Raw genomic sequence first — 15,549 nt, forward strand, 5'->3', positions numbered from 1 at the left:
TTGGCAGCGTTGTTGTGATAACAGAATAGAGTTTGACTCTGCAGGCCGCCTGCGCAGCGGGTATCATGTGAGTAACTCTTTTTAGCACTTATTTTTTTATGACTCTCTTTAGGAACTTGGTTATGGCTCGCGCTCCGATCGTCCTCGTCGATGGCTCCTCCTATCTTTACCGTGCCTTTCATGCGCTACCGCCGCTAACGTCCTCCAGTGGTCAGCCGACAGGCGCGGTGAAGGGCGTGTTGAATATGCTCAAGCGGCTGATTAAGGATTACCCCGAAAGCCCCATGGCGGTGGTTTTCGACGCGCCGGGCAAAACCTTCCGCGATGAGATGTACAGCGACTACAAAGCCCACCGCCCCCCCATGCCCGATGACCTGCGCAGCCAAATTGCGCCGCTGCACGCCTGTGTGAAAGCGCTGGGCCTGCCGCTGCTGTGCATTGAAGGGGTGGAGGCGGACGATGTGATTGGCACCCTGGCCCACCACGCCACCCAAGCAGGGCGCGATGCGGTCATTTCCACCGGCGACAAGGATATGGCGCAACTGGTCAATGCCCATATCACGCTGGTCAACACCATGAAGGATGAAACCCTGGACGAGGGGGGCGTGGAGGATAAGTTCGGCCTGCCCCCTGCGCTGATTATCGATTTTCTCGCCCTGATGGGCGACAAGGTCGATAACATTCCTGGCGTGCCCGGCGTGGGTGAAAAGACTGCGATTGGTCTACTGCAAGGCATGGGCGGCGGCCTGGAGACCATTTATAGCGATTTAGAACGGGTCAAAACGCTTACTTTCCGGGGCGCAAAAACGCTGCCCAAGAAACTTGAAGAGCATCGCGATCAGGCCTTCCTTTCGTATCAGTTAGCGACCATCAAGGTCGATTGCGATTTGCCGGTGGGCCTGGATGACCTGGATATCGCTCATCCCGACCGTGAAGCGCTGGTCACGCTGTATAAAGAGATGGAGTTCCGACAGTGGCTAGGTGAGCTGCTGGAAGGCAAAGATGAAGGCGTGGATGATGTGAAAGGCGGCGAGCCTGTCCCTGCCAGCGCTGACGATAGCGAGCCCGAGGGCACAGAGGCATCTGCCAATGGGAGTGCCCGTGAAGATCACGTCATCCTCGAACAGGCAGACTTTGAGCGCTGGCTGGATAGGCTACAAAACGCCGAGCGCTTCTGTTTTGATTTGGAAACCACCAGCCTCAACTATATGGATGCAGAAATCGTCGGCGTCGGCTTGTCGCTGGAAGCGGGGGAGGCGGCCTATATTCCGCTGGCCCACGACTATCTGGATGCCCCCCAGCAGCTTGACCGCAAAACGGTGCTGGCGGCGCTAAAGCCGCTGCTGGAAGACCCGACCAAAACCAAGATTGGCCAGAACCTCAAGTACGATATTTCGGTGCTGGCCAACTACGCCATCTCAGTGGCGGGCCCGTTTGCCGACACCATGTTGGCGTCGTACGTGCTCAACTCCACGGCCACCCGCCACGATATGGACTCGCTGGCGCTGAAGTATTTGGGCGAAAAGACCATCTCCTTTGAAGAGATTGCCGGTAAGGGCGCCAAGCAGCTCACCTTTAACCAGATTGCCCTGGAGCAGGCGGCGCCTTACGCCTGCGAAGATGTCGATATCACCCTACGGCTGCAGCAAACGCTACGCCCACAGGTCGAAAACGAGGGGCGCTTGGCAGAAGTGCTGGATAATATCGAACTGCCGCTGATCAAAGTGCTCTCGCGCATTGAGCGTAATGGGGTGGCGGTGGATGCGGATCTACTGCACAAGCAGAGCCAGCAGTTAGAAAAGCGTATTGGCGAGCTAGAGCGCGAAGCGTTTGAACTGGCCGGGCGGGAATTTAATTTGGGCTCACCCAAGCAACTAGGCCAGATTCTGTTTGAAGAGCAGAAGATCCCAGTGCTTAAGAAAACGCCCAAAGGCGCGCCTTCTACCGCGGAAGGCGTGCTGGAGGAGCTGGCGCTGGACTACCCGCTGCCCAAGGTGATTATGCAGCACCGGGGGCTGGCCAAGCTTAAATCCACCTACACCGACAAATTGCCAAGGCTGCTCAATAAAGCCACTGGCCGGGTGCATACCAGCTACCATCAAGCGGTTACCGCCACCGGGCGGCTGTCGTCGTCGGACCCCAACTTACAGAACATTCCCATTCGTACCGAAGAGGGACGCAAAATTCGCCAGGCGTTTATCGCCCGCCCCGGCTACCGCATTGTCGCCGCCGACTACTCCCAGATCGAACTGCGCATTATGGCGCACTTATCTGAAGACAAAGGGCTGCTGGAAGCCTTTGCCGAGGGGCGCGATATCCACACCGCCACGGCGGCAGAAGTGTTTGGTACCTCGCTAGAAAAGGTCTCTGGCGACCAGCGCCGTAGCGCCAAAGCGATCAACTTCGGTTTGATTTACGGCATGAGTGCCTGGGGGCTGTCCCGCCAGCTGCATATCGAGCGCAACCAGGCGCAAACCTATATTGATCGCTACTTTGACCGTTACCCAGGCGTTGCCCGCTACATGGACCGTATTCGCACCGAAGCCGCAGAGGACGGCTTTGTAGAGACCGTCCTGGGTCGGCGGCTCTACCTGCCGGAAATCCAGTCGCAAAACCGTAACCGCCGCCAAGGCGCAGAGCGCACCGCGATTAACGCGCCGATGCAGGGCACGGCCGCCGATATCATCAAGCAGGCGATGATCGACGTGGATGCGTGGTTAGCGGAAGGCGAGTTTGATGCGCTGATGGTGATGCAGGTGCACGATGAGCTGGTGTTTGAGGTGGCCGAGAAGCAGGTCGAGGTATTTATTGAGCAGGTGCAAAAACGCATGCAGGGCGCGGCGGAGTTGAAAGTGCCGCTGATTGTCGAAGCGGAAAGCGGCGCGAACTGGGATGAGGCGCACTAGCCAGGTGATAAGGGCATTTTGTCGCAACCGCACCATGCATAGATAAGGAATTGACCAGGATCAAAATTTTGGCTCGGGTGGAGGCATAACCTTATACCCATCGCCTTTGCCTGGGTGAGCGCCAGTCAGTGGCTTCCCGGTGGGGTGAGGGGTGTGTTTAAGCTATCCATCGGGAGTCACTCATGGACATTGTTGAATTATCCAGGTTGCAGTTCGCCTTTACGGCGATGGTGCATTTCCTGTTTGTACCTTTAACGCTAGGGCTATCGATACTGCTGGCGGTTATGGAGACGGTCTATGTGATGACCGGTAAGACCATTTATCGTCAGATGACCAAGTTCTGGGGCAAGCTGTTCGGTATTAACTTTGCGTTGGGGGTAACCACCGGCATCGCTATGGAGTTTCAGTTCGGCACCAACTGGTCGTACTACTCCCATTATGTCGGCGATATCTTCGGCGCGCCGCTGGCGATAGAAGCCTTGATGGCGTTCTTCCTTGAGTCGACCCTGGTCGGGCTGTTCTTTTTCGGCTGGGATCGCCTGTCAAAAGAGAAACATCTGGCGGTTACCTGGTTGATGGCGTTGGCGACCAACATGTCGGCCCTGTGGATTCTGGTAGCCAATGGCTGGATGCAGCACCCCGTGGGATCAGAGCTCAACCTTGCCACCATGCGTATGGAGCTGACCAGCTTTGCTGAAGTGCTGCTCAACCCCGTTGCCCAAGTCAAATTCGTGCATACCGTGTCGGCGGGCTACGTCACCGGCGCGGTTTTCGTGCTGGCGATTTCAAGCTGGTACCTGCTCAAGGGTCGCGAGATCGCCTTTGCGCGGCGCAGCTTCACGATTGCGTCTGCTTTTGGCTTGGCTAGTGTACTGTCGGTGATTGTTCTGGGCGACGAGTCTGGTTATGAGCTGGGAGACGTCCAAAAGGTCAAACTGGCCGCCATCGAGGCCGAATGGCAAACCCATCCTGCACCGGCTGCCTTTACCCTGTTTGGGCTGCCCAACGAGGCTGAACAGCGCACCGACCTAGCCATCAAGATACCTGGCGTGATGGGCTTGATCGCTACGCGCTCGCTGGATACCGAAGTGATGGGGATCCGCGAGCTTAAGGCGGAGCACCGCGAACGCATCGTCAACGGCCAGGAAGCCTATGCCCTTATGCAGCGCCTGCGCAGCGGTGAAGAGCGCGAAGGGGATCAGGCCCGGTTCGAGCAGGTGCGCAGCGATCTCGGCTATGGGCTGCTGCTTAGCGCTTATAGCGACGATGTGGCCAATGCGACGGCCGCCGAGATTAACCAGGCCGTAGAGGCGTCGATTCCCAAGGTTTGGCCGCTGTTCTGGTCTTTTCGGGCCATGGTAGCCGCTGGCTTTAGCATGCTGCTGCTGTTTGCCCTGGCCCTCTGGCATAGTCTGCGCCGTCAGCCTGAGACGTCCCCTTGGTTACTGCGCTTTGCGCTGTTCAGCCTGCCGTTGCCCTGGATCGCCTGTGAAGCAGGTTGGTTCGTGGCCGAGTACGGCCGCCAGCCCTGGGCCATCGGCGAGATCCTACCGGTGCACCTGGCTATTTCCAGCCTAACGGCCGAGCAGGTACTCACTACCCTGATTGCCATCGGCATCCTCTACACCACCTTCGTCATCATTGAAATGTGGTTGATGCAGCACTTTGCCCGCAAGGGGCCTTCCGGTAGCGGTTACCTGGATGATGAAGCCGATTCCGGCTACCTAATTTCCACCCCGCCACGGGAGGCATGATGATGGACTACGAAACACTTAGGTTTGTCTGGTGGGTGCTGATCGGTGTGCTGTTGATCGGCTTCGCGGTCACCGATGGATTTGATATGGGCGTTGCCACCTTGCTTAAGGTCGTTGGCCGCAACGATCTTGAACGTCGGGTGATGATCAACTCCATGGCGCCTCACTGGGACGGCAACCAGGTCTGGCTGGTGACCGCCGGGGGCGCACTGTTCGCTGCCTGGCCGCCGGTTTACGCAACCGCTTTCAACGGCTTCTATTTCGCTTTGATGTTGACGCTGTTCGCGCTTTTCCTGCGCCCCTTAGCGTTTGATTACCGCTCCAAGTTGGACAACCCCACCTGGCGCAGTCGCTGGGACTGGGGGCTGACGATCGGCTCCGCCGTTCCTGCGCTGATCTTTGGTGTCGCCTTTGGCAATCTTCTCCAGGGCGTTCCCTTCCAGTTCGATGACTATCTGCGTTTGGAGTATCAGGGCGGCTTACTGGGGCTATTGAATCCGTTTGCGCTGTTGGCCGGGCTGTTGAGCCTGCTGATGTTTGTCACCCACGGCGCGGCCTGGCTGCAGCTCAAAACCGAGGGTGAGCTACGCAGGCGGAGTGCGGCCATCGGCAGCCTCACCGCATTGGTGTGCGCGGCACTGTTCGTGCTGGGTGGGGTCTGGCTGCTATGGGGCGTTGATGGCTACCAGGTGGCCAGCGTGATCGACACCCAGGGCTACAACGATACCACTGGCAAAATCGTCACGGTCAGTGTTGGCGGTTGGATGACCAACTACAGCCGCTTCCCGCTGTTATGGCTACTGCCGATAGTAGGCGTATTGGGTTTTGTACTCTGCTCGTTGACCATGAAACTGGGGCGGCATGCGCTGGCATTTACCAGTTCGGCCATTGCTATGGCCATGGTGGTGGTCACCACTGGCGTGACGATGTTCCCTTTCGTGATGCCGTCGACACTCAACCCTAATCATAGCCTCACCATGTGGGATGCCACGGCGAGTGAGCTGACGCTCAAGATCATGTTTGTGGTGGTGTGTATCTTCGTGCCGTTGATATTGCTCTATACCGCCTGGAGTTATTGGGTCATGCGCGGTCGCCTAAATGAGCAGTTTATTCGTGATAACGACAAAGCACTTTACTGAGGAGATGATCCTATGTGGTATTTCGCCTGGATTTTGGGTGTCACGCTGGCAGCTGTCGTCACTGTTCTTATCGCCATGCGGCTTGAAGTGAATGGTTATGAAGGCGAAGCCGAGCATGAGCGGAGCGACTGACGTTATTGACCCGGGGCAGCGGCTGAACCGCTGCCTGGCCCCGCAACGCTGGTGGTTGCGGGGCGCCACACTGCTTGCGCTGATCGGCGTGGTACTGCTGATTACCCAGAGTTGGCTGCTGGCGGCACTGTTCCATCACTGGTTACTGCTCTGGCAGGGCCGGGAGTCGCTGGGCCACCCGTCGGCATGGTTAGCAGGGCTGGCAGTATGCATGGTGCTCCGCCCTTTGCTCCACGCTGGCCGTGAAGGGTTATCTCGCCAAGCCAGTCGGCATGCCCGTGTCGCCTTACGCAGCCAGTTATTAACGCAGCTTGGCCGTCTTGGGCCGGTGAGGCGCCAATTTGGCAGCGATGGTGCCTTGGCAACTCAGGTGCTGGAGCAGGTGGACGCCCTGGACGGCTACATTAGTCGCTATCGGGTACAGAGTCTGCTGGCCGTTGTCGTTCCCTGCCTAATCGCGGCGGTGGTGGCGTTGCATAGCCCGTTGGCCGCGGGATTAATGCTGATGACCGCACCCTTGGTGCCGCTGTTTATGATCCTTGTGGGCCGAGCCGCTGCGGGTGCCAGTCAGCAGCAGTTCACGGCACTGGCGCGTATGGGTGGCCGCTTTCTCGACCTGGTTCGAGGGATGGCGACGCTGCAGCGCCTGGGGGCGACCGACCAGGCGGAGGCCAAGGTCGCCCAGGCAAGTGACGCCTACCGTGGGCGTACCATGCGGGTGCTTAGACTGGCCTTTCTATCTAGCGCGGTGCTGGAGTTTTTTGCCGCGCTGGCGATTGCCCTGGTGGCGCTCTATCTAGGCTTGGGCTTGCTTGGCCTATTGCCCTGGGCGAAAGCAGACGTTCCGGTGCCGTATCAGGGAGCGCTGTTCATTTTGCTGCTGGCGCCCGAGTTCTATGCGCCGCTACGCCAATTGGGCAGCGATTATCATGCCCGTGCCGAAGCGCAGGGCGCGATGCAGGCGTTGTCGCCTCTGCTGGAAGCGGACACTTGGCAGCCCCAAGGGTCGCCGCTCTCTCCAGCAGCGGTAAGCGGTGAGTCTCTTGCTGTTGAATGCCGCGAGTTAAGCGTTAGTGGTGAGGGCGGGCGTCTGCGGCTGGCGCCGCTTAATCTGACGCTGGCCGCGGGCGAACGTCTGTTGGTGCAGGGCGAGAGTGGGGCGGGCAAGTCGAGTCTTTTACAAGCGCTGCTGGGGTTTACCGCCTACCAGGGCAGCCTCAAGGCGAAGGGTTGCGAGCTTTCCCAATGGCCTCGCGAAGCCTGGCAACGCCAGCTTGGCTACCTTAGTCAGCAACCGCCGATACAGTCCGGCAGCATTGCGGAGAATCTGCGCTTGGCGGCCCCAGATAAATCTGATGCAGAGCTTATTGAAGTGCTCACCCAGGTCGGACTTTGGCCAATTCTGGTTCGTGGCAATGGGCTTGCCACGCAGTTGGGTGAGCGCGGGCAGGGGCTTTCCGGCGGCCAGCTGCAACGCTTGGGGTTGGCGCAGTTGCTGCTTCGCGATGCCGCGCTATGGCTATTCGATGAGCCTACGGCCCATCTGGATCCAGAGGCTGCCTGGCAACTCAATGCATTGATCGGCAAGTTTAGCCTCGGGCGTAGCGTGATTATCGTCAGTCACGAGTCGGCGGGGTTGGAATGGGTCGACCGTACAATAGAGCTGACATCAAGAGAGGCCATGGCATGCTGCGGCTAAACAAGACCTCCTCCGCGGAACAACCTCCCACTATCCGGCTGCGTGATTTGCTGTTGCTTCGGCGCGGCGGCTGGTCGCTGGCGTTCTTGCTGGGCGCCGCCACACTGCTGGCCGTTATTGGTTTGCTGGCTATCTCGGGTTGGTTTATTACCGCCGCGGCGGTGGCCGGGACGGTGACAGCGAGCGCCTTCGGCTTCGACTATTTTCGTCCCGCGGCTTTGATTCGTCTATGTGCCATCGTTCGCACGGCCGGGCGCTACGGAGAGCGCCTGGCCTCCCACGATGCCGCCCTGGGGTTGCTAAAAGACCTGCGTTGTCGGCTTTTTATGGCATTGGGACAAACGCCTTTACAGTCGGCTTCCCGTTCATCGCACTACGGCACGGCCAGTACCATGCATCGGCTGGTCAGTGATATCGACCAGCTTGATCAGGTAGTCTTGCGAGCACTGCTGCCCTGGGGCTGGGCCGGGCTAATGGTGATGGTCGTTATGGCTGGCCTTTACTGGTTGAGTGAACCCCTGCTTTGGGCCGCCGCGCCGGGGTTAATGTTAGCCTGGCTGGGGCTGCCGTTACTGGCGTTATGGCGCGGTATTGGTCAGGCACGCCAGAGTGCTGAGTTTGCCGAGCATCGTCGGGTGGCACTGATTGAGCCTTTGGCAGCCATTACCTCGTTGGTGTTATGGGGGCGATGGGCGGATATGGCGCAACGAGTGAAAAATCACGATGCCGACTATCTGGCCCACCAGGAGCGGCAGCAGTTCCTGGCTAGCCTGACCACCGCGTTGCAGCAGGTAGCGTTGGGAGGCGCCATTGTGGGCGTGCTATGGCAGGCAGAAGGGCTATTGGCGGCTAGCCATTTGACGGTGCCGATGCTATTAGCCGCGGTATTGGCGATCCTGGCATTAGGGGAGATTTTGGCGCCGCTGGCCAACAGTTTTCTAGCCTTGGGGGCGAGCCTTGCCGCACGGGATCGTCTCAATGCCCTGGTGGAGGTAGCGCCAAGGGGGCAAGCTGGCATTGAGTTCGCTGATACCACACCGCCTGCTTGGCATCTGAACGTCAACCAATTAACCGCCAGCCTGCCCGGTGCACTGGTGGGGCCGCAGCGTATTAGTCTGGCGTTGCAGAGCGGTGAAATACTCTGTGTGCATGGCCCCTCAGGTTGCGGGAAATCGACCCTGTTGCAGGTGTTGGCCGGCGAGCTGCTGCCGCTTAGCGGGGAGTGTTGCCTTAACGGCCACTCTATTGAGCAGAGGTCGTTTCACCATATCGTCGGCTATCTGCCCCAGCAGTGGGACTTGTTTGATATGAGTCTGGCGGAAAACCTACGCCTCGGTGACCGCGATGCCAGCGATAGCGAGCTATGGAGCATTCTCGACGATCTGGCGCTGGGCACTTGGGCACGCGACTTGCCCCAGGGCCTGGAGACGCCTTTGGGTGAATATGGTGCCGCCGTTTCCGGCGGGCAGGCGCGGCGTATCGCCCTGGGGCGAGTGCTGCTGGCGCGACGGCCGATTCTACTGCTTGACGAGCCATTAGCCGGGCTGGATGCCATTACACGGCAGCAAGTGGTTGCTAGCCTTGCGCGCCGTACAAGGGATGGGATCGTGGTTATTGTCAGTCACGTGCCCTTAGAGCTGCCAGCAAGCCGGGTGCGTAGCCTCTATATCAAGGAAGATGGCCGACCCCGGCAGACCCCCATGCTCGCCTGCTTAGACGCGCTATAACGCAAAACCCCCGCAGCGTAGCTGCGGGGGTTTTTAGTACGCGTTAATTCACTTAACGCCAGCCGACGCGATCAAAAATGCGGATCGCTTCGGGGTTGTTCTCACCTAGTACGCTGATGTTTACGTCATCTGTTTTGAAGTTGCCCCAGGATTCCAGGACTGGGTCTTTCTTGATGCCTTCAACCACCGGGAACTCGTTGTTGCCAGAGGCAAAGATTTCCTGGGCGGTGTCGGAAGCCAGGTACTCAAGGAAGCGCACCGCGTTTTCGCGGTTAGGTGCACCTTCTACGACACCGGCGCCGCCAACGTTAACGTGAGTGCCGCGGTCATCCTGGTTGGGGAAAATAATACCCACTTTGCGGGCCGCTTCACGCTCGGCGTCGTCGTCGGATTTTAGCAGGCGCACATAGTAGTAGTGGTTGGCCACTGCGATGTCACACTCGCCGCTGGCAACGCCGAGAAGCTGGTCGGTATCGCCACCTTCGGGGTCACGGGCCATGTTATCAACCACGCCCTGGGCCCACTCTTCGGCACCCTCTTCACCGTGGTGCTCGATCATCGCGGCGAGCAGCGACTGATTGTAAATATTGTTGGAAGAGCGAATGCACACTTTGCCTTCAAATTGCGGGTCGGCAAGGTCTTCGTAGCTGGTAATCTGGCTTGGATCGAAGTTTTCGCGGTTGTAATAAATCGCCCGCGCGCGCTGGCTAAAGCCAAACCACAGGCCGTCAGGGTGGCGCATGGATTCGGGCAGCCGCTCGTTGAGAACGTCTGACTCGACACTTTGGAAGATGCCTTCATCTTCCGCGCGCCATAGGCGGCCAGCATCGACGGTCATCATGACATCAGCGGGGCTTGCCACGCCTTCGCGCTGAATGCGCTCGATCAACTGGTCGGAGTCGCCTTCAAGGATGTTGACTTCGATGCCGGTCTCTTCGGTGAACGCATCGTAGAGGCGTTCGTCAGAGTCATAGTGGCGAGCAGAGTAGAGGTTGAGTTCATCTGCAGCGACCTGACCAGCAAACGTAGCGCCCACCATCATCGCTGCCATTGGAGCAACAAAGCGTACAGTTTTCATCGAGCACATCCTTATTTATTGAATGATAATAAGTTGCATTATTAACATCTTTATTGAAGCGTTTTGACTGCCTGACGTCAAGGCTTAGCGTCTACGTAAAAGGTGTTACGTGCATAACCAGTGAATAAAAAATAGAATGCAAACAACTTTCAAACGTATTGAATCCGCGTTTAGGTTTTGACAGGCGCGGTTTGCGTACCTGAACCGTGTTAATTAACAGTGGTGATATATGACAGCAACCCTCAAGGTCGCCCCGTTGGTGCCCAGTACAACGTCGTTGTCCCTTCACAATGTGTGCCATGCCTATGACGGCCATGCGGTTGTCAAAGGGGTGGATTTAAGCGTTGCACCGGGTGAAGTGGTTTGCCTGCTGGGCCCCTCCGGGTGCGGCAAGACCACGCTGCTGCGCATTGCAGCGGGGCTGGAAGTACTGCAAGAGGGCAGCGTAGCGCTGGACGATATTACGATTGCTGCGCCGGGCCAGCGCCACCTGCCGCCGGAAAAGCGCAATGTAGGGCTAGCGTTTCAAGACTCGGCGCTGTTCCCCCATCTCACCGTGCTGGAAAATGTCACCTTTGGGCTCAAGCACTTGGCCTCCGGTCAGCGCCGCGAGCGGGCCAAACAGTTGCTCGAACAACTGGGCATGGCTGATTATGTCGATGTCTACCCCCACATGCTCTCGGGTGGGCAACAGCAGCGGGTAGCTCTGGCACGGGCGTTGGCGCCGTCACCGCGTCTGATGCTGTTGGATGAACCCTTCTCAAGCCTGGATGCGCGCCTGCGCGACCGTATCCGCGACGATACGCTGCACGTATTGAAAAAGGTCGGGGCGGCGACCCTACTGGTGACCCATGACCCTGAAGAAGCCATGTTTATGGCCGATCGCATCGCGCTCATGCGCGATGGGCGAATTGTGCAGACGGGAACGCCGCGAGAGCTTTACTGCGCGCCGCAAGACCCCTTTGTGGTGACCTTTTTCGGCGACGTCAATGAGCTAAAGGGCAAAGTGCATAATGGCGCTGTGAGCACGCCTGTTGGGCGGGTGCCTGCCCCCGGATTAGCGGAGGGTAGCGACGCGCAAATCATGATACGCCCCGAGGCGCTGCGTATTGTTGAGCGAGATCTGCCTGCTGATGCCCATCGCCATAGCCATGTGGTAATGGCGAAGCTACTCGGACGTACCAGCCTGCTACACCTGTGTGCCCATAGCGAAAACGGCCTTGAGGCTCACCTACACGCGCGCGTACCGGGGGTGTTTCTACCCGCGGAGGGGCAGCCGGTGGATATCCATCTCGACCTTTCCCAGGTGTTTGTTTTTCCGCTCTCGTCCTAGGATTTCCTCACGACTTAGCGCCGGGACGCGAGCGGCGCATGGCCATGCTGAGCAGAATCACCGGCAGAATGCCAACGACTACAATTGCCAGTGACGATGTGGATGCCTCGGCCAGCCGCTCGTCAGAGGCCAAGTTGTGCGCCCGCACCGCCAGCGTGTCGAAGTTGAAGGGGCGCAGAATAATCGTCGCCGGTAGCTCCTTCATCACATCAACGAAGACTAAAATCCCCGCCGCTAACAAACTGCTACGCATCATCGGCGTATGAATATGGCGTAGCGTGCCGCCTGCGGTTTGGCCCAGGGTGCGCGAGGCGGCATCCATACTGGGCGTCACCTTGCCTAAGCTGGCTTCTACCGCATTGAACGAGACAGCCAAAAAGCGCACCACATAGGCGTACAGCAGAATAAACGCCGAGCCACTGAACACCAGGCCGATAATGTAGCCATAATGATTATTCAGCCAGGTATTCAGTGCGTTATCCAGCCAGGTAAACGGAATTAGAATACCCACTGCGACGACCGAGCCGGGAATCGCGTAGCCCATGGAAGCGACCCTGGCAGCCACCCGCGCAAACGTCGTGTCGTGCATGCGCACGCCATAGCTCAGCACTACCGCCAGGCCCACGGCGATTAGCGCCGCGACGGTTGCCAATCCCAGGCTGTTCCAGGCATAGCCGATAAAGCGCGAGCCCCACAGCGAATCGCCCCCCTGCAGCGCTAAATTAAGCAGGATGCCGCTGGGGAGTAGAAAACCCACCAGCACGGGGAAAAGGCAGGCCAGCATCGCTGCGGTGGCACGCCAGCCGTGCAGCGCGTATTCAGGCAGTTGCTGATAGCGGTTGGTGGTATGGAAATAGCGGCGCTTGCCCCGCGACCAGCGCTCCAGCAGCACTAACACAATCACGAAGGTAAGCAGGCACGCTGCCAACTGCGCCGCCGCGACTTGTTCGCCCATGCCGAACCAGGTGCGGTAAATGCCGGTAGTAAAGGTATCGACACCAAAGAACTGCACAGCGCCGAACTCGTTTAGCGTCTCCATCAATACCAGTGATACCCCGCCCACCAGCGCCGGACGAGCCAGCGGTACGGCGACGCTGGCGAACAGCCGCCAAGGGCCGCGCCCAAGCGTGCGGCCCACATCCAGCACACACACCGACTGCTCCAGGAATGAGGCGCGAGCCAGCAGGTAGACGTAAGGGTAAAGCACCAGGGTAATCACCGTTGCCGCGCCGCCCAGCGAGCGCACATTGGGAAAGTAGTAGTCGCCATACTCCCAGCCAAACGTCTCGCGTAGCAGACTCTGTAACGGGCCAGCGAATTGGAGGAAGTCGGTATAGGCGTAGGCGATGACATAGGTAGGCACCGCCAGTGGAAGCAGCAGCCCCCACTCGAATATCCGTTTACCGGGGAAGCGACACATCACCACCAGCCAGGCGGTGCCGGTGCCGATGACCAACGTGCCGAGGCCCACGATCACCACCAGCCAGAACGTATTATTCAAGTAGCGACCCAGGACCGTGCTAGCCAAATGCTGCCATACGCCATCGGTGGGCATCGCGATATGGGCAAACACCACCAGCACTGGCAGAGCAACCACGAACGCCACCGCGATCAAGGCTATCGACCAGGGGCTGGCACGACGGCCAAGCGCAGAGGTGGCGGCGGATAGCCCGCGATAGCTGGATCTGAACAAGCGAACACTCCTTGGATTGACGGAAAACAGTCGAGGAAAGCCGGAAAGTGGCGCAGCGCACTGAATGCGAAATAGTGACGGGCGTGAATAGTAGCATTGGCGCTGTTCTACTGCAGCTTTGCAGACTCTTCTTTAATACAAAAAAAAGCCCGCCGGAGCGGGCCATAATGGTTGGACGATAAGCTTTGGGAAAGGCCTAGTAATCCAGCATCATACTTGGCAGACCGGTGATCAGCCATGGGAAGAACGCCATCAACGTACACGCCAGCAGAATCAAGGCGACGAAAGGCACTACTGCTTTATACAGATCGACGATTTCTACCCCTGGCGGTGCCACGCCTTTTAAGTAGAACAGCGCATAGCCAAAGGGCGGGGTCAGGAACGAGGTTTGTAGCACTACCGCCACCATCACCACGAACCAGAGCATATCGACGCCCATGGTTTCGACGATGGGCAGCATGATCGGAAAGCTCAGCAGCACGATGCCGGTCCAATCCAGGAACATACCCAGCACGAACACCAGGAACAGCATTAGGATCAGCGCGCCCACCGTGCCACCAGGCATTGCCAGCACTAACTCGCTGATCACGGTCATGCCGCCGCCGCGGGAGAACACGCCGGTAAAGGCAGTGGCGCCGACTAATACCAGCATGACCATGGTGGTGGTCTTACCCGCTTCTATCATCGTCCAGAAGCAGGTGCTTATTTTGCGATCACCAAAAATCAAAAACAGAATGAACGCGATAAACACGCCGATGGCCGAGGCCTCGGTCGCCGTAGCGATACCGGTAAACAGCGCACCCAGCACACCCAGAATCAACGACATGGGGGGAACCACATACTTGGCCAGCATGATCAGCAGTTGTTTGGTGCTGACTTCGGCCCGTTCTTCTACCGGTACCTTGGGGCCGTAGCTGGGTTTGATATAGCAGATGATCAACACGTAAAGGGCGTACATAACGCCGAGCAGCAGGCCCGGAATCAGTGCGCCAGCAAACAGTGCGCCCACGGAAACCGGTGAGTAGCTGGCCATCAGAATTAACATGATGCTGGGCGGTATCAAAATGCCCAGACAACCGCTGGCCATAATGACGCCCGCGCTCAGTTCTTTGTTGTAGCCATACTTGAGCATCGGCACCAGGGCGATCATGCCCATGACGGCAATCGAGGCACCGACAATACCAGTGGTGGCGGCCAGCAGCACCGACACGATAACCACGGTAAGGGCTAGGCCACCGCGCAGGTTAGCCAGCAACAGCCGCATGGCATCAAACATCTTCTCGGTAACACCGGAGTCGTTCAGGAACCTCGCCATCAAAATGAACAGCGGTATCGCCACCAGCACATAGTTGTCCATGGCGTTACCGAAAATATTGTTAATCAGGGTGCCGAGGATACGCTCGCCAGGGCCGAGAAAAGCGCCGATAACCGCGACACCACCCAGCACAAATGCCAGCGGATGGCCCATAAACAGGCCCACCATCAGGCCACCAAACATCACCAGCGTGAGCATTTCAGGACTTAGGTTCATGCTGATGTCTCCTCGCGAAGCTGCATGATGGCACGCAGCACAATAGCAATTGCCTGCAGCAGAATCAGGATGGCGGCGACCACAATCACGCCTTTAATCGGGTAGACCGGGATTGAGACCATGCCATAAGTGGTTTCACCGCGGCTCCACGCGCGTTCAAAGAAGCTCCAGCCCAGGGTGATCAGCATCCAGATAAACGGCACAAAGAAAATTAGGTAACCGAGCACTTCAAGCACGGCTTGCTTCCTACGTGATAGCAGCCGTTTCAATACGTCGACTTCCACGTGGGCATGGTGGCGGAGTCCGTAAGCCGCCATCAGCATAAAATGGGCGCCAAACAGCATCTTGGTAACGTCAAACGCCCAGTCGCTAGGGCGCCCAAACAGAAAGCGTGACGCAATGTCGTATAGAACAATCAGGGTAATGATGGCAATCAATGGCGCGATGACGCGCCCAAAAGCTTCATTGATAGCATCGATCGCCTTGGCAATCGCATTCATGGAAGATCTCCGCGGTCAGCACAAAAAAACCGCCCCGGTAAAACCGAGGCGGCACAG

11 protein-coding genes are annotated in these 15,549 nt (G+C 58.2%); 7 read left to right on the plus strand and 4 right to left on the minus strand.

The genetic code is table 11. The features are described 5' to 3' along the window. Nucleotides 1-122 precede the first annotated feature (122 nt). The 6 genes from polA (at nt 123) to cydC (ending at nt 9,357) form a co-directional block, all read left to right on the plus strand. A complete protein-coding gene (polA, locus tag KO116_RS04905; protein ID WP_035561949.1) occupies nt 123-2,906 on the plus strand; it encodes a DNA polymerase I in 2,784 nt (927 codons plus the stop codon). Nucleotides 2,907-3,088: 182 nt separating this feature from the next. Further along, nucleotides 3,089-4,660, plus strand: a complete 1,572-nt coding sequence (locus tag KO116_RS04910) for a cytochrome ubiquinol oxidase subunit I (protein ID WP_035561952.1) — start codon at nt 3,089-3,091, stop codon at nt 4,658-4,660. Further along, nucleotides 4,657-5,799: a cytochrome d ubiquinol oxidase subunit II gene (gene cydB, locus KO116_RS04915; RefSeq protein WP_082072550.1), complete on the plus strand. Its 1,143-nt coding sequence runs from the start codon at nt 4,657-4,659 to the stop codon at nt 5,797-5,799. The genes KO116_RS04910 and cydB overlap by 4 nt, the downstream gene beginning before the upstream one ends. 12 nt (nt 5,800-5,811) lie before the next feature. Next, the gene (gene cydX, locus KO116_RS04920; protein WP_035561958.1) at nt 5,812-5,931 is read left to right on the plus strand and encodes a cytochrome bd-I oxidase subunit CydX; all 120 of its coding nucleotides are present in this window, start codon (nt 5,812-5,814) and stop codon (nt 5,929-5,931) included. Next, the gene (gene cydD, locus KO116_RS04925; RefSeq protein ID WP_082072551.1) at nt 5,915-7,630 is read left to right on the plus strand and encodes a thiol reductant ABC exporter subunit CydD; all 1,716 of its coding nucleotides are present in this window, start codon (nt 5,915-5,917) and stop codon (nt 7,628-7,630) included. Before cydX ends, cydD begins: the two co-directional genes overlap by 17 nt. After that, a complete protein-coding gene (cydC, locus tag KO116_RS04930) occupies nt 7,618-9,357 on the plus strand; it encodes a thiol reductant ABC exporter subunit CydC (protein ID WP_035561964.1) in 1,740 nt (579 codons plus the stop codon). The genes cydD and cydC overlap by 13 nt, the downstream gene beginning before the upstream one ends. A 52-nt stretch (nt 9,358-9,409) precedes the next feature. On the opposite strand, the gene KO116_RS04935 is transcribed toward cydC, so the two are convergent. Further along, a complete protein-coding gene (locus KO116_RS04935) occupies nt 9,410-10,435 on the minus strand; it encodes a Fe(3+) ABC transporter substrate-binding protein (RefSeq protein WP_035561967.1) in 1,026 nt (341 codons plus the stop codon). Between the two features lie 229 nt (nt 10,436-10,664). On the opposite strand from KO116_RS04935, the gene KO116_RS04940 reads away from it, so the two are divergent. Then, complete coding sequence (locus tag KO116_RS04940) at nt 10,665-11,768, plus strand: ABC transporter ATP-binding protein (protein ID WP_035561970.1); 1,104 nt, start codon at nt 10,665-10,667, stop codon at nt 11,766-11,768. 7 nt (nt 11,769-11,775) lie between these two features. On the opposite strand, the gene KO116_RS04945 is transcribed toward KO116_RS04940, so the two are convergent. From KO116_RS04945 to KO116_RS04955, 3 genes are all read right to left on the minus strand, one after another. After that, nucleotides 11,776-13,461, minus strand: a complete 1,686-nt coding sequence (locus KO116_RS04945) for an ABC transporter permease (protein ID WP_035561973.1) — start codon at nt 13,459-13,461, stop codon at nt 11,776-11,778. A gap of 196 nt (nt 13,462-13,657) precedes the next feature. After that, on the minus strand, nt 13,658-14,992 hold the full coding sequence (locus tag KO116_RS04950; RefSeq protein ID WP_035561976.1) for a TRAP transporter large permease: 1,335 nt from the start codon (nt 14,990-14,992) through the stop codon (nt 13,658-13,660). Further along, nucleotides 14,989-15,492 carry a TRAP transporter small permease subunit gene (locus KO116_RS04955; protein WP_008957595.1) on the minus strand — a complete coding sequence of 168 codons (504 nt, stop codon included), beginning with the start codon at nt 15,490-15,492 and terminating at the stop codon, nt 14,989-14,991. Before KO116_RS04955 ends, KO116_RS04950 begins: the two co-directional genes overlap by 4 nt. Nucleotides 15,493-15,549: the final 57 nt, after the last annotated feature.

Source organism: Halomonas sp. KO116 (assembly GCF_000734975.2).
GTDB lineage: Bacteria > Pseudomonadota > Gammaproteobacteria > Pseudomonadales > Halomonadaceae > Vreelandella > Vreelandella glaciei.